A 17,544-nucleotide genomic window follows, 5' to 3' on the forward strand; every position below is an offset into this window, starting at 1 on the left:
GTCTCATTCTCGTCTTAAAAGTAGAAAAAAGTGTATAAAGAGTAAATTACTCACTTTCTTTCAACTTCGCCAACTCTTGTGCAAGCAGTTTAAGGGCAACTTGTGGGTTGGCTTGGCCTTTAGTTGCCTTCATAAGGAATCCTGTGAAGGCCTTGTCAGCGTTGCGTTTGCCTGATTTGAAGTCGGCAACGGCAGCTTCGTTATCCGCAAAGACTTGGTGGATGATTGGAATCAAAACATCAGGATCTGAGATTTGCACCATACCTGCTTTTTCCACGTATTCACGCGCTCCACCGCCGTTTTTAGCTAGGTGGACAAAGACTTTCTTGGCAATCTTGGAAGAGATAGTACCGTCTTCGATGATGGCAATCATTTCTACCAAGTTTTCTGGTGTTAATTCGATTTGTTCAAGTGTCTTGCCTTCAGCGTTCAAGAACTGAGCAACTTCACCTTGGAGCCAGTTAGAGACTTGTTTGGCATCGCCACCGAGGGCAACAGCTTTCTCAAAGAAGTCAGAAGTGACTTTGTTTGCCGTCAACTGGCTAGCGTCATAGTCTGACAAACCAAGGTCAGATATGTAGCGCGCACGGCGTTCTTTTGGAAATTCTGGCAATTCAGTACGCATTTCCTCAATCCACTCATCTGAGATTTCAAAAAGTGGTAGGTCTGGTTCTGGGAAGTAGCGGTAATCTGCAGCACCTTCTTTGACACGCATGAGGATGGTTGCCTTGTTAGCTTCATCGTAACGGCGTGTTTCTTGGAGAATTTGACCACCTGAACGAAGGATTTCAGCTTGGCGTTGGACTTCGTATTCGAGACCTTTGCGAACATTTGAGAAGGAGTTGAGGTTTTTCAACTCCGTCTTGGTACCGAATTTTTCTTGACCATAAGGGCGAAGGGAGATGTTAGCATCCACACGCATCGAACCTTCTTCCATCTTAACGTCAGAAATACCAGCGTACTGGATGACTTCCTTGAGGGCAGTTAGATAAGCATAGGCTTCTTCTGGCGAGCGCATGTCAGCCTCAGATACAATCTCAATCAATGGTACCCCTTGGCGGTTGAGGTCAACATAAGAGTAACCATCTGTACCGTGGGTGTTTTTACCAGCATCTTCCTCTAGGTGAGCACGTTCGATACCGATTTTCTTAGTCGTACCGTCTTCTAGCTCCACTTCAATCCAGCCGTTGTAGCCGATTGGCTCATCAAATTGAGAAATTTGGTAGGCTTTTGGATTATCAGGATAGAAGTAGTTCTTGCGGTCAAAATGCATCTTTTTGTGGATGTCCATGTTGAGGGCAAGAGCAGCCTTGATACCAGCATCGACAACCCCTTTATTGAGAACCGGAAGTACTCCTGGGAAAGACCAGTCAATCACGTTAGTGTTGGCATTTTGGTCATTTCCAAAGTGAGCAGAAGTAGGTGAGAAGATTTTTGAATTGGTGTTGAGCTCTACGTGGACTTCAAGTCCAATGACTGTTTCAAAGTTCATTAGTTGTCACCTCCAAAAATCACGGGTTGTTGTTTGTGGTAGTCTGTTGTTGCTTCAAAGGCAGCAGCAGCTTGGTAAATGGTTTCCTCAGAGTATTTAGGACCGATCAATTGGAGACCGACTGGTAGACCTTGAGCAAATCCAGCAGGAATCGAAATTCCTGGAAGACCAGCTAAGTTGACTGGGATGGTCAAAAGGTCAGCCAAGTACATGGCAACGGGGTCATGGTTGAGGGAGTCCAAGTCATAGGCAACGCTTGGAGCAGTTGGTCCCAAAATCAAGTCGTAATCCGCAAAGACGTTTTCGAAATCTTGAATGATGAGGGTACGGACCTGACCAGCCTTCTTGTAATAGGCATCATAGTAACCTGATGAAAGGCTAAATGTTCCAAGCATGATACGGCGTTTCACCTCTTCACCGAAACCTTGGCTACGGCTGTTTACATAGATTTCATCAAGGTTGCTTGCATCTTCTGCGCGGTAGCCGTAACGGATACCGTCAAAGCGTTGCAAGTTTGATGAGGCTTCTGATGAAGCGATAATGTAGTAAACGGCAACACCGTATTTAGAGTGAGGAAGGCTGACTTCTTCGACGATAGCACCAAGTTTTTCAAAGTGTTTGGCTGCATTTAGAATGGTTTCCTTAACCTCTGGGTCAATCCCTTCACCAAGGTATTCCTTAGGCAAAGCAATTTTCATTCCTTTGATGTCTTGACCAATTTTTGAAGTAAAGTCGGCAATGCGGACAGGAGCAGAAGTAGAATCTTTGACATCTTCGCTGGCAATAGCGTTGAGCAAGAGAGCATTTTCCTTAACAGTAGGTGCAAAAGGTCCGATTTGATCTAGAGAGCTACCAAAGGCAATGAGACCGAAACGAGAAACCGTTCCGTAGGTTGGTTTGAGACCAACAATCCCGTTGAAGGCGGCAGGTTGGCGGATGGAACCACCAGTATCAGAACCGAGTGACAAGCGGACTTGCCCTGACGCTACAGCTGCAGCAGAACCACTTGATGAACCACCAGGAACCTTGCTGTGGTCCCAAGCATTTTTAGTGGCACCGTAATGAGAAGTCTCACCAGAACCACCCATGGCAAACTCGTCCATGTTGGTCTTTCCGACAACAATCATGCCCTTGGCTTTTGCATTGGCAACGGCTGTCGCATCAAAGATAGGCTCGTAGTTGTAGAGCATTTTTGAGGCTGCAGTTGTGAGGATACTGTCTGTAGAGATATTATCCTTAACTGCCAGTGGAATTCCTGAAAGGACATTGTCCGCGTCAATTCCAGCTTCATCAATAGCCTTAGCTTGAGCAAGGGCTTGTTCTTCAGCGATGGTAACAAAAGCGTTAATAGCTGTCTCGCGAGACTTGATATCTTCAAGCGTGGCTTGGGTCAATTCAGTTGCTGAAATCTCCTTAGAGACAAGGAGATTGTGCAAGTCTTCAATAGTTTTGTTATTAAAAGTCATTAGGCATCTCCTCCATCATCTAGGATAGCTGGTACCTTGATATAGTAGTTGTCTTTTTCAGGTACGTTTTTAAACAAGCGGTCACGGTCTGTTCCTTCTTCAGCCACATCAGGGCGGAGTACGGTCTTACGGTCAGCCATGGTCGTAGTAGGTGCGACACCAGTTGTGTCGACTTCGCCCAGCAACTCAACCATATCTACAATCTTAGACAGGGTGGTCGCAAAAGCAGCAGTTTCTTCTTCAGAGAATCTTAATTTTGAAAGATTGGCAACGTGCGTTACCTCTTCTTGCGTAATTTTCATCTTGCATCCTTTCGTGAAATGATGATTTTTAGTCTGTTCTATTTTACCATATTTTCCTATAAATAAGGGAGCCAAACTGAAAAGAAATAGAAATTGAAAAATCGCTTTTAATTCGCTATAATGGTTAAACTAGAGAATAGAAAAAATAAGAGTTAGGATAGAAATATGTTCCATCAATTTATCACCAGATCTCAGACGGTTCCTCCTCCCATTTCCCTCTTTTGGTATGGGATTATGATGCTTACTTTAGTGCTTTGTATTTATGGAGCGCTTGTTTATCACAAAAATCCGAAATTTGTCCGCTTGTTTAAGGGGATTCAGATCCTCCAGTTACTAGCCCTATATAGTTGGTATGTTGGCTTTGGGATTCCATTTTCTAATAGCCTTCCATTTTACCATTGCCGTTTGGCTATGTTTGCGGTGGTTTTCTTGCCTGATAAATGGCGGAGCAAGCAATATTTTGCCCTCTTAGGAGCAAGTGGAGCGATATTTGCTTTGGTTTACCCGGTTTTTGACCCCTATGATTTCCCCCATATCACCAGTTTTTCATTTTTGATTGGGCACTATGCCCTTCTAGTGAATTCCTTGATTTACTTGATGAATCACTATGACAAGACCTTGCTCAAGAAATATATGATTGTAGCCTATACCTTTATTCTCAATCTCTTTCTAGTTGGGGTTAATCAGGTGACGGGTGGAAATTATGGTTTGTTAAACAAGACACCTTTTATTCCAGATGCGCCCTTGTGGTTAAAGTATCTTCTTGTGTCCGTCATCCTCTCACTGGCTCTGGTTCTTTTTGATATCTTGTTCAAGAAACGGTGGAAAAAGAGAAATCAGGTGAAATCTGTGCTCTAGCTCGCCTTTTCATCGGATGAGCAATTGAAAAACTCCCCAAAATCCGCTATAATGGAGAGTTGAAAGGAATGGTAAAATCCAATGTAAACATCATTCTTAGCTACTGAAACAACTAAAAATAGAAAATCAAAGAAAGAGAACTTATGACTATTCAAGAAGAAATTAAGAAACGCCGTACCTTTGCCATCATCTCCCACCCGGATGCCGGGAAAACAACTATTACTGAGCAGTTGCTCTATTTTGGAGGCGAGATTCGTGAGGCTGGTACGGTTAAAGGAAAGAAAACAGGGACTTTTGCCAAGTCTGACTGGATGGATATTGAGAAACAACGTGGGATTTCGGTCACTTCATCTGTTATGCAGTTTGACTACGATGGCAAGCGCGTCAATATCCTAGACACACCAGGGCACGAGGACTTCTCAGAAGATACCTATCGTACTTTGATGGCGGTGGATGCTGCGGTCATGGTCGTGGACTCTGCCAAGGGTATCGAGGCCCAAACCAAGAAATTGTTTGAGGTTGTGAAGCACCGTGGCATTCCAGTCTTTACCTTTATGAACAAGCTGGACCGTGACGGTCGTGAGCCACTGGACCTCTTGCAAGAACTAGAAGAAGTCCTTGGCATTGCGAGTTATCCAATGAACTGGCCAATCGGGATGGGGAAAGCCTTCGAAGGATTGTATGACCTCTATAACCAACGCTTGGAGCTCTATAAAGGGGATGAACGTTTTGCCAGTCTGGAAGAAGGGGATAAGCTCTTTGGAAGCAATCCTTTCTACGCTCAGGTTAAGGACGATATCGAACTGTTGCAAGAAGCAGGAAATGAATTTTCAGAAGAAGCTATTCTTGCAGGAGAACTGACTCCGGTCTTCTTTGGTTCAGCCCTCACTAACTTTGGGGTGCAGACCTTCCTTGAGACCTTCCTTAAGTTTGCTCCAGAACCACATGGCCACAAGAAAACAGATGGCGAAATTGTGGATCCTTATGACAAGGATTTCTCAGGATTTGTCTTTAAAATCCAAGCCAACATGGACCCTCGTCACCGGGACCGTATTGCCTTTGTTCGTATCGTATCAGGTGAATTTGATCGTGGAATGAGTGTCAATCTGCCTCGTACTGGTAAGACTGCCAAACTATCTAATGTCACTCAGTTTATGGCCGAAAGTCGTGAAAATGTGACCAATGCTGTTGCAGGTGATATTATCGGGGTTTACGATACTGGTACTTATCAAGTTGGAGACACTTTGACAGTTGGAAAAAACAAGTTTGAATTTGAACCACTGCCAACCTTTACTCCTGAGATTTTCATGAAAGTTTCTGCTAAGAACGTCATGAAACAAAAATCCTTCCACAAGGGGATCGAGCAGTTGGTACAAGAGGGTGCCATTCAGCTTTATAAGAATTACCAAACAGGCGAGTATATGCTAGGCGCTGTTGGTCAACTCCAGTTTGAAGTCTTTAAGCACCGTATGGAAGGCGAGTACAATGCCGAAGTGGTCATGAGCCCAATGGGTAAAAAGACCGTTCGCTGGATCAAGCCAGAGGACCTAGACGAGCGCATGTCATCAAGCCGCAATATCTTGGCCAAAGACCGTTTTGACCAACCAGTCTTTCTCTTTGAAAATGACTTTGCCCTTCGCTGGTTTGCGAACAAGTATCCAGACGTAGAGTTGGAGGAAAAAATGTAACTCAGCACCAACAATTGGAACTAAAGTTCCTAATTGTTGGACGCTAGTCGCTATTTGGCGAACTAGCTAACTGCCTTACTAACTACGTTTGGCAAATAGAATCGATTTGCCAAACTCCGTGTCGTAGTGTAAAATCGGCTTACCTAAACGCTTCACTAGGAATAATCCACGAATATTATAGCTTCGTGGATTTTTCCGTCGTAACCACGTTTTACAAATGAAATCGATTTGTAAAACTTAGTGTCGTAGATTACGGCCATTAATTAGTATGGCATTTTGCTTAAATACGTCGTAAGAAAAGTCCGCGAATGCTTTCGATTCGTGGAGTTTTTTGTTGGAAAGGATAGAAAGTTGCTATACCTAGAGATATGATTGGTCTATTTTACTGTTTTATTGAGGCAATTTTGCCCTATTTGAGCAAATTTTATAAGAGTAAGTTGGTTTCTGTTCTTTATGGTATACTAGAGATACAGATAAAATTTGAACACCCCAACCGGAGGAACATATGGAACAACAGATTAATGAGAAAGTAATGGAAATTGCTCAGAGTGTCCATAAGACTATACCTGTAGCTTGGGAAAATCTTTTTATTAATATTACCCTGACTTTTGATGGTGGAGAAGTCTACTATTTCTTCAACGAAGAAGGAAAAAGTGACTATATCTATAATCTCTATATTCCCAAGAAGTATGAGTTGCCTAATTCAGAATTTAGAGAAAATGAAAGACGCACCTTCAAATTAGCTTGGGAATTGAGGGAAATCTTTAAAAATGAAGAGCAGGCTTTATGGACAACATGTGTTATAAAGATTATTGGTACAAAATTGACTGCTACATTTGACTACGCACCCTGGTTTGAGAGTGGGTTTACCTCAGGCCAACAAATGGATTTCTTTGAATACAAATACCTCGGCAAGCAACCAGCTAATGAAAAAGAACTTGAGTTGTTCAAGGCTATGGAAGCCTTCCAGCAAAAATATAACGAGAACTAGTTTCATGGATAAACGGCCACCCTAGAGGTGGTCTTTTATGGTATACTGGGATTGTAGAGTCAGTAAATTTGGTGATAACTTAGCATCGGTCAGAAAGCAAGTAACAAATTTCCAAAAAAGTATTGAGATAAAAGGAGAATGGGGATGGGAAACAAACTGTTAATGCCAGGAATGTCGTTCGGTCACGTTAGTTCAGTAGCGCTTGAAGATTTAAAAAGGGGCTTACTTTCAGTAAATGATGAGAGAGAATGTGTATTGCTGATTGCTGAAATCTTAAAAAAGGGAGATTTTACAGTAAAAAACTTGCTGATTGACTTGATGAACCAGACAAAAGATGAAGCCGTGCTCAATCTTTGTATTCGATTGTTTTGTCCAGTTTGTACACATGATGATTTAAAAAAGGTTGAAAATTTTCATTTTTTAAGTTCGGCTTCAGAATTTGCGGTATTTACTTTTGTCGCTGGCGCTGTGGAAACAATGTCCTATGAAGTCGTTCCTTACCTTCTTACTCTGTGGGAGGATTGGGAAGATACAGAAACCGATGTGGAGTACGCTATTCAAGATGCTTTGGATAGCTTTCTCAACTATCGTTCAATTATAGAGGAAAATGCAAGATTAGAAGAAGTTGGAAGTTTATATTTTGATGTAATAAAGAACAAGAACTTAGATTGCTATTATTACAAAACTCTTCAGGTTTTTCCTGGTTTATTTACACAAGAAATTATGACGGCTCTATACATCGCTGCTCAAAAAGAACAGAAATATCATCTTTATCTTCAGGCTTCCCTTCTTTCTATTTATACAGGCAAGCAGGTCCCAGTAGACACCAATACTCTTATTTCAAAAAATGAAATTGATTTGATGGTTGGTTATATTGATGGCTTGTCAGACAAAGACTGGACGGAAGGTATGAAATATTTTTACGGCCATCCAGTTGAGGAACTTGTAAAATAATGAAATGGACGATTGATAACAAAGGACTACCTTCATGGTGGTCTTTTATTGTTTTCCAAACGTTAGTCCATAGTGTTTATGGTATACTAGGATTGTAGAGTCGCTAAGATAGAAGACCCATTTGAACCTAAATTGGAGGATGCGTTGGAAAAACAGATTTATGAGAATATGAGAAAGTGATGGAAATCATATTTTTAAAGATAATAAATCTTACAATAAAGTTATTACCAGTTATCAAAAGAGTATTTTGTAGAACAATGAAAATAAAGGATAGTAAGGAAGTTTTGTGGTAATTGTTGGAAAGGACATATATAATTAGTGAGGTAAATAAATGTGGCTTGAACTTTTAAGAAGAGTAGATAGAATTGAATCTGGTTATGGGGAAAAGCTAAACTCTCCAATTGATTTAGAGAAAATTAAATTTCTTAGTCAAAATGAAACAAACGAAGTTAAGACATTCATGGTGCAAGAATATTCACGATTTATAACAAAAGTAAATGGTCTTGATTTTAATGGATGCGTTCTTTATGGTTTAAAAGCAGAGGATAGTTGTTCTTCAGAGATTTATGATTTCTTTGAGTATAATAAAATTTGGCATGAAGTCGAAGAAAATAAACAGTTTGTTTTTATTGGAGAGAACAATATTAGTTGGTTTGTATATAATCCTAGTAATGATGAATATTTAGAATTGGATATGCCATCTGCGGATGTAGTTGAAAAATTTAATTCTTTAGATGATTTACTTGAAAGTTTTCTTTCAGATGCTCTTGAATATGCCTCTTAAAAAGATAGGTAAAATATGATAAATAATTTTCCAACGGTAGATATGGAATCCTTCCAGAAAAAATATAATGAGAACTAGTTTCATGGATAAACGGCCACCCTCGAGGTGGTCTTTTATTGTTTTCCAAACACTAGTCCATAGGGTTTATGGTATACTGGGATTATAGAGTCAGTTAATTTGGTGATAATCTGGCAGAGGTATCATCAAACTCTAACGCCTTTTGTGAGAATTTCCATAAGAGTGTAGTGAAACTGAAAGATAACATAGCTCATGCTGGACCAAACATTAAGAGGAGAATCAAATGAAATACGATAAAATTAAAATTGCACAGGAAATAGCCAGAGCTGTAGGGGGAGTTCCTCAAGCCTATACATTTAGAAATCACGATAACAAATTAGATATATTTATTGGAGAGAACCGTCCGGACGATTATTTAACAACTGCAGCAACAATCGGTTTATCAGAATATACCATTTATCGTCGAATAAATGATAAGCCTTTAAGAGTTGAAATCATTGGGGCAGCTGATGCAGAGCTGGAATACTTTCCAAATATTATAGCAGACTGTGGTTTTAATATCGTGAGAGGAGAATATAGTATCTCTCCTGGTGCAGTCTATCCAAATATAATTAGAAATTACTACCCAAATGCGAAAGTAAATCATATATTTTTCACTCAGCCTTTCTTGTGGGAACTGGAGTCTTTCGATTTTGATGAAGAGTATGTTACGTGGCTACAAGCTATCCCTATTACAGAAGCTGAGCTTCAATTTATAGAAAAGCATGGAGCTGAAGTAGGAGCGCAGAAGTTAGAAGCATTGTTTGAAGAGCATCAGATAGATGTTTATGATTTTATGAGACCTTCTGTAGTGTAATAAATTTTTTATCTTTTTTCAGGAGCAGGAGTAGAGACCTGCTTTTTTTAAAACTCATCAATATCCGTTGTATGTCCGATCTTTCTTTCAGCTGATGTGCGAATTCCGTCATTGATGGAATCTACTACATATCTGATGAAAAATGAGATACGCAATTTGATAGAGTAGCTCTCCGAAAGGAGCTGGTAGCTACGATGAATACTCTATGGATTTGAATTTTTCTCTTATACTTTATTAGTTCAAAAATTTTTTTGCTCTAACTACCCTCGAACTGGTCTTTTTGCAGTTTATCAAGGAGTGGGATATAGGGTTTATGGTATACTAGGATTGCAGTGGAATAATGATAGAATCAATTGGAGGGGAATATGGAACAACAGATTAATGAAAAAATTATCGAAATCGTGCATCAAGCCAACGATATGATTCCAGTTGAGTGGGATGATTTGTATATCAATTTTGAAGTGGATAGAACTTTGAGTGGAGAAATTTATTTCTTCTTTAAATACAATGGAGAGTACCATTATTTCTTTTATATCCCTCAAGAATTTGGCATATCCAAATCGGAATTTTTTGACGAATATCGTTTACTATTCAAGAAAGCTCAGGAACTAAAAAAAGTATTCATGGATAACGGATTAAGCGATTGGTCAGCAGGCTTGATTCATTTGGATGAAAATAATAAGTTATCAGTGGACTTTGATTATGCCCCATGGCTCGAAAGTGGCTTTGGACCAAGTGCTAGAACATCCTTTTTCCAATATAAATATTTAGGCAAGCAACCAGCTAATGAAAAAGAACTAGAACAGTTCAAGGCTATGGAAGTCTTTCAAAGAGAGCATAATCAAAAGTAGTATAAGCTTGATTACATTTTGAAGAATGCGATTTTTGAGTATTGCTGTTAATGCGAATTGGAGGATAAAATGTTAGAAAACTTTGTCAAAGTGGCAGATAAGCCACAAGAAGTGATTGAAAATATAAGGAAATTGCTAAAGAATACGGAGTTGAACTAAGATTTACAAAGGAGTAGACAGATGAAATTAGACTGCAGAGTTGAACAGGCTTTGCAAGCTATAAATTTTGTGGAGCGCTATAAGGAGCTTTCAGATAAATTTAGCTTAGATAGAACGCCTAAAGAAAAACGCTTAAATATTATTACAGGCGAGTTGATATTTGATGTTTTCGAAGATTTAGGATATAGAGCTAAATTTGATGGGCGTGAAAAATTCTTTTATATTGAACCGATTAAAGAAAATGGTTATACTTTTGGATTCCATATTAGTATCTTTAAAGGATTAGTTGAATTGATATGGAGTGTTAGGGACTCTCAAAACAAAGTTATACTAGGGACTCCACTGATGGAGTTTTCTAGGAGACTCATCTCTCCGGACTATAGAATCATGGATCCAGTGATTGCTAATTATGATGGCTTTGAAAATGTCATGAAAATTGCTTTTGAGATGTACGAAGACTTTAAACAGGCTTTTATGAAGAATGCGACAGAGGATTAATAGATGTTAAAAGATTTTGTCAAAGTGGCAGATATGCCCAAAGATGTTATTGAAAAATATAAAAATCAAGTTCCAGCTGAGTTGGTTCAAATTTGGCAGGAGGATGGTCTGGGAACCTTTTTAGATGGTTATTTGAAGGTGATTAATCCAGAGGATTATCTTGAACTTCTCCAAGATAGTTATTTCAGAGGAGATGTCGCTTTTCCTATGTTTGTAACAGCATTTGGAGATATTATTACTTGGGAAGAAAATGCCTACGTGGGAATTGTCCAATATAATATTCAGGATTTGGATATTATTTGTAAGGGTATGGATTTATTTATTCGATTTTTAGATAACGAATATATTACAAAAAAATTTGAACTGGATTTATATAGACAGGCTGTGTTAAAACATGGTCCCTTGTCTTATAACCAATGTTTTGGTTTCGTTCCACTTCTAGCATTAGGTGGCTTTAAAGATGTAGACCACATGGATAAGGTAAAAGTCTTGGAACACATTTACCTCATGTACCAGCTGACAGGTGGTGTGATGGACGACTAGGAGTTGCTATTTCTTTATTGAGAATAGTACGAGAGGAAGAACTTCCCTTCCAAATACAAAACACAAGAACCTCAGAGGAAGTCCTCTGAGGTTCTTTGCGTTCTAGTTTCCATATTTCTGGTAAAAATCGACCTTGACCTGGATAAAGGTTTCGGCTTCGCGTAGTAGTTGCAGGAGGGTGGCACGGGTTTCAAACTCCTCACGTGTTTTAGGGAGACTCCGATTGCGGAAGACTTGCAGATAGCGTTCGATGTCATCAAGTAGGTCATGAGCAGGATTGGTCTGGCTTAGCTGGGCAGCAATCTTTGAAAAGAGCTGGGCCAAGATCAAACTCTCACTTGCGGCCAAATGACAGGTATTGATCTGCTGGGCCATATTTCGCAGGATACGACTTTGTCGCTGTCTCATCTCAAAGTAGTGGATGTGATAGTCCGTCTGGTGAAAGAGGTGGTCCGAGTGATCCAGGTAGACCAGTTTGAGGGCTTCATCGAGGAGGTTGTCTAATTGGTCAACGAGTTGGGCTTGATTGCGCCCGTCTCCTCTTGACAGATAGTATTTAAAGCGAAGCAGGATGTCTTTTAACTTTTCCTCGACCTGAAGGTGGTAGCTTTGGATGGCTTTCTCACGAGAGGGCATATAAAGGTTGACCAATAGAGCAAAGCTTGTCCCGATGAGAAAGAGGAGCACTTCATTGAGCAAGAGAGCTGGAGAAGTAGATTCCTGTACCAAGAGATGACCGACCAAGACACTGCTAGGGGTGATGCCGATTTCCCAGCCCATTTTGTAAGAAAGAGGGACATAGAGAGCCAGATAGAGGCCCAGACTCCAAATGTGAAAGCCCGTCAGCTGAAAGGCTAGAACACCGATAGCGAGCGCTAGGAGCATAGAAAAGAGGCGGTTACGTGCTAATTTCAGCGTGCTTCTGCGCGTGTCGGAGAGGCTTAAGAGGGCGATAATGCCAGCTGAAACTGCTGATGATAAATCTAAAAAATAAGCGAGAAAACAAGCGAGACAGGTCGCTAAGATCAGTTTTGTCGTACGTTGAGTGAGGGACATGAAAATTTCCTAAACTAATAGAATCAAGTGTTTAACGAGGAGTCAGAGACTAGGGGCGAAGTTTTCGGTTTGTAGCATATTCGGCAACCGCTGTAAAGAGGACATCTGTTGAAGAGTTCAGGGCTGTTTCACAGGAGTCTTGAACGACCCCAATCACAAAACCGACTCCGACAACCTGCATAGCCAAGTCGTTGGAAATCCCAAAGAGGCTACAAGCTACAGGAATGAGGAGGAGGGATCCCCCAGCGATTCCAGAGGCACCGCAGGCAGAAATGGCAGCCACGACACTGAGCACAAATGCTGTCCCAAAGTCTACCGAGATTCCGAGTGTGTTGACGGCAGCCAGGGTCAGGATATTTATGGTAACAGCAGCGCCAGCCATATTGATAGTCGAACCAAGCGGGATGGAGACAGAGTAGGTGTCAGGATTCAGTCCCAAGTCTTGGCAGAGTTTCATATTGACAGGGATATTTGCAGCAGAGCTACGAGTGAAAAAGGCTGTAATACCACTGACACGTAGGCATTTCAAAACAAGGGGATAGGTGTTTTTCCTCATAAAGAGAAAGGCGATGAGCGGGTTGATGATGAGAGCGACAAAGGCCATAGTAGCAATCAAAAGTCCTAGGAGGACACCGTAGTTAGCCAAACTGGCAATGCCCTTGTCAGAGATAGTCTTAAACACCAAACCTAAAATCCCAAAGGGAGCTAGGTTGATAATCCATTCCACGATTTTAGAGGTGACATCTGCCATGGTTTTCAGTAATTCTTTGCTGTGTTTACTTGCCTCTCTCATAGCCAGGCCAAAGATGACTGCCCAAGAGAGAATCCCGATATAGTTGGCTTCAACAATGGCATTCAAGGGATTGTCCACCAGTTTGAGCAAGAGGTTGCTGAGGACTTGACCGAAACCGTCAGGAGCAGCAACTTCTGTATTTGCACTGGTCAGAGTGATTTGTACAGGCAGTAAGAAACTAGCTAGAACAGCTACCAACGCAGCAGCAAAGGTTCCAAGCAAATATAGGAAAATAACCGTCTTCATATTGGTATTTTGTCCCTTTTGATGTTGGGAAAGGGCATTGGCAACAAGGGCAAAAACCAAAATAGGAGCGATGGCTTTCAGTCCACCTACAAAGAGGTCTCCAAGCAGACCAATTCCTGTAAGGTTTGGGAAGAGCAACCCCAATGTCGCTCCAAAAATCATTCCAATAAGGATTCGTTTGATGAGGCTTGCCTTGATCCAGGCTCTAATGATTCGTTTCATAGCAGTCTCCTTCAAAATGTATTGTTTATAATTATAGTATAAATATGCTATAGAGGCAAGTGATATTTTGAAAATAGGAACAATAATTGAATAATTATGAAAGAAAAGAGAAGGACGATTTTATGGTATAATAGGAAAAAGGAGTTTTATATGCAAGATTTTTTTCAACGCTATTTTGATAAACTTGATTTAACAACCATGTTAGAGAATCTCTTGACCAAGGTGATTTCTCTTTTGATTTTGTTTTTACTATTTTATATAGCTAAAAAGATGCTTCATGCGACTGTACGAAAGATTGTCAAGCCCTCACTTAAATTTTCCAATCGAGATGCAGGAAGACAAAAAACCATCTCGCGTTTGCTGGAGAATGTCTTTAACTACATTCTGTATTTCTTCTTGCTCTACTGTATCCTGTCTATTTTAGGACTGCCAGTTTCTAGCCTCCTTGCCGGTGCGGGGATTGCTGGGGTGGCCATTGGTATGGGGGCGCAAGGCTTTCTATCCGATGTCATTAATGGCTTCTTCATCCTTTTTGAACGCCAGCTTGATGTGGGTGATGAAGTCGTTCTCACAAATGGACCGATTACCGTTTCTGGAAAGGTCGTTAGCGTAGGAATCCGTACAACGCAACTGCGAGGTGACGATCAAGCCCTTCACTTTGTTCCCAATCGTAATATTACCGTCGTCAGCAATCTATCTCGTACTGAATAGGCCGGCTATTTTAGCAGATTTGTGGTACAATAGAAGGAGTTTGGTAAAGGAGAGAGTATGCTATTTGTAGAGAAAAAATTAGGTCACGATTGTACATGGATAGACCTTGATGTGGACAAGATTAAAAACATGGAAGACCTTTCGTATGTCTATGGATTGGACAAAGAAACTATCGAGTATGCTCTGGATAGAAATGAGCGTGCCCACATGGACTATCACCGTGAAACGGGAACGGTCACCTTCATTTATAATGTTCTTGATTTAGAAAAAGACAAAGAATATTATGAAGCGATTCCGATGACCTTTATCGTTGAAAAACAACGGCTGATCACAATTAGCAATCACAAGAATAGTTATGTGATTAAACGTATGGCAACCTATCTTGAAAGCCATGAAGTTGTTTCAATCTACAAATTTCTTTTTGCCAGTTTAGAGATTATAAGCAATGCTTATTATCCAGTTATTGAAGAGATGGATAAAAGTAAGGATGAAATCAGTGCACTTCTTCGTCAAAAAACAACTAAAAAGAATCTTTTTGCCCTCTCTGACTTGGAAACTGGTATGGTTTACCTGACAGCTGCTGCCAAACAAAATCGTCTCCTCTTGGAACACATCCAAGGGCATGCTCTTTATCGCAGTTTTAACGAAGTTGAGAGAGAACAGTTTGACGATGCCATGATTGAAGCGCACCAGTTGGTTTCGATGACAGACTTGATTTCTCAAGTTTTGCAACAACTCTCAGCCTCTTACAACAACATCCTAAATAATAATCTAAATGATAATTTGACAACTTTGACAATTATCTCAGTCTTGCTAGCTATCCTTGCGGTTATTACAGGATTCTTCGGAATGAATGTTCCCTTACCGTTTGCAGATGAACCAAATGCTTGGATTTATATTTTGCTAGCTAGTCTCATTTTATGGGTAGTCTTAGCCCAATGTTTAAAGAATATTGCTAGAAATTAAAAAGAAAAGGAGCCAGAATGGCGATTGAAAATTATATGCCAGACTTTGCTGTGGAAGCAGTTTATGATCTGACAGTCCCAAGCCTGAAAGCGCATGGTATCAAGGCTGTTTTGGTCGATCTGGACAATACCCTCATTGCTTGGAACAACCCTGATGGAACGCCAGAGATGAAACAATGGCTACATGACCTTCGGGATGCAGGTATTCGCATCATCGTGGTCTCAAATAACACCAAAAAACGGGTTCAACGTGCAGTTGAGAAATTTGGGATTGATTACGTTTATTGGGCCTTGAAGCCTTTCACATTTGGAATTGACCGTGCCATGAAGGAATTCCACTATGAGAAAAATGAAGTGGTCATGGTCGGCGACCAACTCATGACGGATATTCGTGCAGCGCACCGTGCAGGCATTCGCTCGATCTTAGTCAAACCCTTGGTCCAACACGACTCGATCAAAACGCAGATTAATCGGGCTCGCGAGCGCCGTGTCATGCGAAAAATCACTGAAAAATACGGACCGATTACATATAAAAAAGGAATTTAACTATGGAAGAAATTCTCTGTATTGGATGTGGAGCAACCATTCAGACGACAGACAAGGCTGGTCTTGGTTTCACTCCTCAGTCGGCACTCGAAAAAGGTTTGGAGACTGGCGAAGTCTATTGTCAACGTTGTTTCCGTCTCCGCCACTACAATGAAATCACAGATGTCCAGTTGACGGACGATGATTTCCTCAAACTCTTGCACGAGGTGGGAGACAGTGATGCCTTGGTGGTCAATGTCATTGATATTTTTGACTTTAATGGCTCTGTCATCCCAGGCTTGCCACGCTTTGTATCGGGCAATGATGTCCTCTTGGTTGGAAATAAAAAAGATATCCTGCCCAAGTCAGTTAAACCGAGCAAGATTAGCCAGTGGCTCATGGAACGTGCCCACGAAGAAGGACTTCGTCCAGTGGATGTCGTTTTGACTTCAGCTCAGAATAAGCATGCCATCAAGGAAGTCATTGATAAGATTGAGCATTATCGCAAGGGCCGTGATGTCTACGTAGTTGGGGTAACCAACGTTGGAAAGTCAACCCTTATCAACGCCATTATCCAAGAAATCACAGGTGACCAAAATGTCATCACGACTTCGCGTTTTCCGGGGACAACCTTGGACAAGATTGAGATTCCGCTTGACGACGGATCTTATATCTACGATACACCAGGGATTATCCACCGCCACCAGATGGCCCACTACTTGCCGGCTAAAAACCTCAAGTATGTCAGCCCTAAAAAGGAAATCAAGCCCAAAACCTATCAGCTCAATCCTGAACAAACCCTGTTTCTAGGTGGTCTCGGACGCTTTGACTTTATTGCAGGAGAAAAGCAAGGTTTTACAGCCTTCTTTGACAATGAACTAAAACTCCACCGTACCAAGCTCGAAGGAGCGAGTGCCCTTTACGACAAGCACCTCGGAACCCTTTTAACGCCACCAAATAGCAAGGAAAAAGAAGATTTCCCAAAATTAGTCCAGCATGTATTTACCATTAAGGACAAGACAGACCTGGTCATCTCAGGCCTAGGCTGGATCCGCGTAACAGGAAGGGCAAAAGTCGCTGTCTGGGCACCAGAAGGCGTAGCAGTCGTCACACGAAAAGCAATCATTTAAAATAAAATCACTGAGCGAACAAAGTGAGCTCATAAAAAGATAGTTCCGACCGTCCCCCACCACCTAAAATAACTATCAAAAAACAAGGAAGAAAGATTATGTCATTAACATCGAAACAACGTGCCTTTCTCAACAGCCAGGCACACACCCTCAAACCCATCATCCAAATCGGGAAAAATGGACTTAACGACCAAATCAAAACCAGCGTCCGCCAAGCTCTTGACGCCCGTGAATTGATTAAAGTTACTCTCTTGCAAAATACAGATGAAAACATCCACGAAGTGGCTGAAATCTTGGAAGAAGAAATCGGTGTGGATACTGTCCAAAAAATCGGACGCATCTTGATTTTGTTTAAACAATCCAGCAAGAAAGAACATCGCAAGATTTCCAAAAAAGTCAAAGAAATCTAAACACCTACTCCAAACAACTGTTTTTA

19 protein-coding genes are annotated in these 17,544 nt (G+C 41.0%); 14 read left to right on the forward strand and 5 right to left on the reverse strand.

Annotation, left to right across the window (positions count from 1 at the left end; translation table 11 throughout):
• Positions 1-46: 46 nt before the first annotated feature.
• Genes gatB through gatC form a run of 3 tightly spaced genes read right to left on the reverse strand, consistent with a single transcriptional unit; the run spans position 47 to position 3,260 of the window.
• Positions 47-1,492 carry an Asp-tRNA(Asn)/Glu-tRNA(Gln) amidotransferase subunit GatB gene (gene gatB / locus HMPREF2885_RS08010; RefSeq protein WP_065371593.1) on the reverse strand — a complete coding sequence of 482 codons (1,446 nt, stop codon included), beginning with the start codon at positions 1,490-1,492 and terminating at the stop codon, positions 47-49.
• On the reverse strand, positions 1,492-2,958 hold the full coding sequence (gene gatA / locus HMPREF2885_RS08015; RefSeq protein WP_049550253.1) for an Asp-tRNA(Asn)/Glu-tRNA(Gln) amidotransferase subunit GatA: 1,467 nt from the start codon (positions 2,956-2,958) through the stop codon (positions 1,492-1,494). Before gatA ends, gatB begins: the two co-directional genes overlap by 1 nt.
• Complete coding sequence (gene gatC / locus HMPREF2885_RS08020) at positions 2,958-3,260, reverse strand: Asp-tRNA(Asn)/Glu-tRNA(Gln) amidotransferase subunit GatC (protein WP_000705419.1); 303 nt, start codon at positions 3,258-3,260, stop codon at positions 2,958-2,960. The genes gatA and gatC overlap by 1 nt, the downstream gene beginning before the upstream one ends.
• A 165-nt stretch (positions 3,261-3,425) precedes the next feature.
• Here gatC and HMPREF2885_RS08025 point away from each other — a divergent pair, with 165 nt between their 5' ends.
• The 9 genes from HMPREF2885_RS08025 to HMPREF2885_RS08065 all read left to right on the forward strand — a co-directional run bounded on the left by HMPREF2885_RS08025 (position 3,426) and on the right by HMPREF2885_RS08065 (position 11,460).
• Positions 3,426-4,118 (forward strand): YwaF family protein, encoded by a 693-nt coding sequence (locus tag HMPREF2885_RS08025; protein ID WP_049550254.1) that lies wholly within the window; start codon positions 3,426-3,428, stop codon positions 4,116-4,118.
• Positions 4,119-4,261: 143 nt separating this feature from the next.
• Positions 4,262-5,806, forward strand: coding sequence for a peptide chain release factor 3 (locus HMPREF2885_RS08030; protein WP_049501115.1), 1,545 nt, complete (start codon positions 4,262-4,264; stop codon positions 5,804-5,806).
• A 505-nt stretch (positions 5,807-6,311) separates the two neighbouring features.
• Positions 6,312-6,797, forward strand: coding sequence for an immunity protein YezG family protein (locus HMPREF2885_RS08035; protein ID WP_000437677.1), 486 nt, complete (start codon positions 6,312-6,314; stop codon positions 6,795-6,797).
• A 144-nt stretch (positions 6,798-6,941) separates the two neighbouring features.
• Positions 6,942-7,751, forward strand: coding sequence for an Imm47 family immunity protein (gene imm47, locus HMPREF2885_RS08040; protein ID WP_049519360.1), 810 nt, complete (start codon positions 6,942-6,944; stop codon positions 7,749-7,751).
• Positions 7,752-8,082: 331 nt separating this feature from the next.
• Entirely contained in the window at positions 8,083-8,535 is a 453-nt protein-coding gene (locus tag HMPREF2885_RS08045; RefSeq protein WP_049519359.1) for a YrhA family protein, read from the forward strand.
• Between the two features lie 301 nt (positions 8,536-8,836).
• Positions 8,837-9,409, forward strand: coding sequence for a suppressor of fused domain protein (locus tag HMPREF2885_RS08050; protein WP_049519358.1), 573 nt, complete (start codon positions 8,837-8,839; stop codon positions 9,407-9,409).
• A gap of 365 nt (positions 9,410-9,774) precedes the next feature.
• On the forward strand, positions 9,775-10,260 hold the full coding sequence (locus HMPREF2885_RS08055) for a TIGR01741 family protein (RefSeq protein WP_049519357.1): 486 nt from the start codon (positions 9,775-9,777) through the stop codon (positions 10,258-10,260).
• A gap of 180 nt (positions 10,261-10,440) precedes the next feature.
• Entirely contained in the window at positions 10,441-10,917 is a 477-nt protein-coding gene (locus HMPREF2885_RS08060; protein ID WP_049519356.1) for a hypothetical protein, read from the forward strand.
• Positions 10,918-10,920: 3 nt separating this feature from the next.
• On the forward strand, positions 10,921-11,460 hold the full coding sequence (locus HMPREF2885_RS08065) for a T6SS immunity protein Tdi1 domain-containing protein (RefSeq protein WP_070657729.1): 540 nt from the start codon (positions 10,921-10,923) through the stop codon (positions 11,458-11,460).
• 102 nt (positions 11,461-11,562) lie between these two features.
• Here the strand turns inward: HMPREF2885_RS08065 and HMPREF2885_RS08070 are convergent, their stop codons facing one another.
• Positions 11,563-12,516 (reverse strand): aromatic acid exporter family protein, encoded by a 954-nt coding sequence (locus HMPREF2885_RS08070; RefSeq protein ID WP_070657731.1) that lies wholly within the window; start codon positions 12,514-12,516, stop codon positions 11,563-11,565.
• Positions 12,517-12,565: 49 nt separating this feature from the next.
• Positions 12,566-13,777, reverse strand: coding sequence for a serine/threonine transporter SstT (sstT, locus tag HMPREF2885_RS08075; protein WP_070657732.1), 1,212 nt, complete (start codon positions 13,775-13,777; stop codon positions 12,566-12,568).
• 150 nt (positions 13,778-13,927) lie between these two features.
• Between sstT and HMPREF2885_RS08080 the strand changes: the two genes are divergently transcribed.
• From HMPREF2885_RS08080 to yhbY, 5 genes are all read left to right on the forward strand, one after another.
• Entirely contained in the window at positions 13,928-14,488 is a 561-nt protein-coding gene (locus tag HMPREF2885_RS08080; protein ID WP_001150572.1) for a mechanosensitive ion channel family protein, read from the forward strand.
• A gap of 57 nt (positions 14,489-14,545) precedes the next feature.
• Positions 14,546-15,454: a magnesium transporter CorA family protein gene (locus tag HMPREF2885_RS08085; protein ID WP_049519349.1), complete on the forward strand. Its 909-nt coding sequence runs from the start codon at positions 14,546-14,548 to the stop codon at positions 15,452-15,454.
• Between the two features lie 17 nt (positions 15,455-15,471).
• A complete protein-coding gene (locus HMPREF2885_RS08090; protein ID WP_070657734.1) occupies positions 15,472-15,999 on the forward strand; it encodes a YqeG family HAD IIIA-type phosphatase in 528 nt (175 codons plus the stop codon).
• A 2-nt stretch (positions 16,000-16,001) separates the two neighbouring features.
• A complete protein-coding gene (gene yqeH / locus HMPREF2885_RS08095) occupies positions 16,002-17,108 on the forward strand; it encodes a ribosome biogenesis GTPase YqeH (protein WP_070657736.1) in 1,107 nt (368 codons plus the stop codon).
• 98 nt (positions 17,109-17,206) lie between these two features.
• A complete protein-coding gene (yhbY, locus tag HMPREF2885_RS08100; RefSeq protein ID WP_070657738.1) occupies positions 17,207-17,518 on the forward strand; it encodes a ribosome assembly RNA-binding protein YhbY in 312 nt (103 codons plus the stop codon).
• Positions 17,519-17,544 lie beyond the last annotated feature (26 nt).

It is taken from the genome of Streptococcus sp. HMSC062H02 (assembly GCF_001813005.1).
Lineage (GTDB): Bacteria > Bacillota > Bacilli > Lactobacillales > Streptococcaceae > Streptococcus > Streptococcus oralis_S.

Coding starts and splice junctions, on each gene's coding strand:
- gatB (WP_065371593.1), bottom strand. CDS start 1,492: ATGAACTTTGAAACAGTCATTGGACTTGAAGTCCACGTAGAGCTCAAC.
- gatA (WP_049550253.1), bottom strand. CDS start 2,958: ATGACTTTTAATAACAAAACTATTGAAGACTTGCACAATCTCCTTGTC.
- gatC (WP_000705419.1), bottom strand. CDS start 3,260: ATGAAAATTACGCAAGAAGAGGTAACGCACGTTGCCAATCTTTCAAAA.
- HMPREF2885_RS08025 (WP_049550254.1), top strand. CDS start 3,426: ATGTTCCATCAATTTATCACCAGATCTCAGACGGTTCCTCCTCCCATT.
- HMPREF2885_RS08030 (WP_049501115.1), top strand. CDS start 4,262: ATGACTATTCAAGAAGAAATTAAGAAACGCCGTACCTTTGCCATCATC.
- HMPREF2885_RS08035 (WP_000437677.1), top strand. CDS start 6,312: ATGGAACAACAGATTAATGAGAAAGTAATGGAAATTGCTCAGAGTGTC.
- imm47 (WP_049519360.1), top strand. CDS start 6,942: ATGGGAAACAAACTGTTAATGCCAGGAATGTCGTTCGGTCACGTTAGT.
- HMPREF2885_RS08045 (WP_049519359.1), top strand. CDS start 8,083: ATGTGGCTTGAACTTTTAAGAAGAGTAGATAGAATTGAATCTGGTTAT.
- HMPREF2885_RS08050 (WP_049519358.1), top strand. CDS start 8,837: ATGAAATACGATAAAATTAAAATTGCACAGGAAATAGCCAGAGCTGTA.
- HMPREF2885_RS08055 (WP_049519357.1), top strand. CDS start 9,775: ATGGAACAACAGATTAATGAAAAAATTATCGAAATCGTGCATCAAGCC.
- HMPREF2885_RS08060 (WP_049519356.1), top strand. CDS start 10,441: ATGAAATTAGACTGCAGAGTTGAACAGGCTTTGCAAGCTATAAATTTT.
- HMPREF2885_RS08065 (WP_070657729.1), top strand. CDS start 10,921: ATGTTAAAAGATTTTGTCAAAGTGGCAGATATGCCCAAAGATGTTATT.
- HMPREF2885_RS08070 (WP_070657731.1), bottom strand. CDS start 12,516: ATGTCCCTCACTCAACGTACGACAAAACTGATCTTAGCGACCTGTCTC.
- sstT (WP_070657732.1), bottom strand. CDS start 13,777: ATGAAACGAATCATTAGAGCCTGGATCAAGGCAAGCCTCATCAAACGA.
- HMPREF2885_RS08080 (WP_001150572.1), top strand. CDS start 13,928: ATGCAAGATTTTTTTCAACGCTATTTTGATAAACTTGATTTAACAACC.
- HMPREF2885_RS08085 (WP_049519349.1), top strand. CDS start 14,546: ATGCTATTTGTAGAGAAAAAATTAGGTCACGATTGTACATGGATAGAC.
- HMPREF2885_RS08090 (WP_070657734.1), top strand. CDS start 15,472: ATGGCGATTGAAAATTATATGCCAGACTTTGCTGTGGAAGCAGTTTAT.
- yqeH (WP_070657736.1), top strand. CDS start 16,002: ATGGAAGAAATTCTCTGTATTGGATGTGGAGCAACCATTCAGACGACA.
- yhbY (WP_070657738.1), top strand. CDS start 17,207: ATGTCATTAACATCGAAACAACGTGCCTTTCTCAACAGCCAGGCACAC.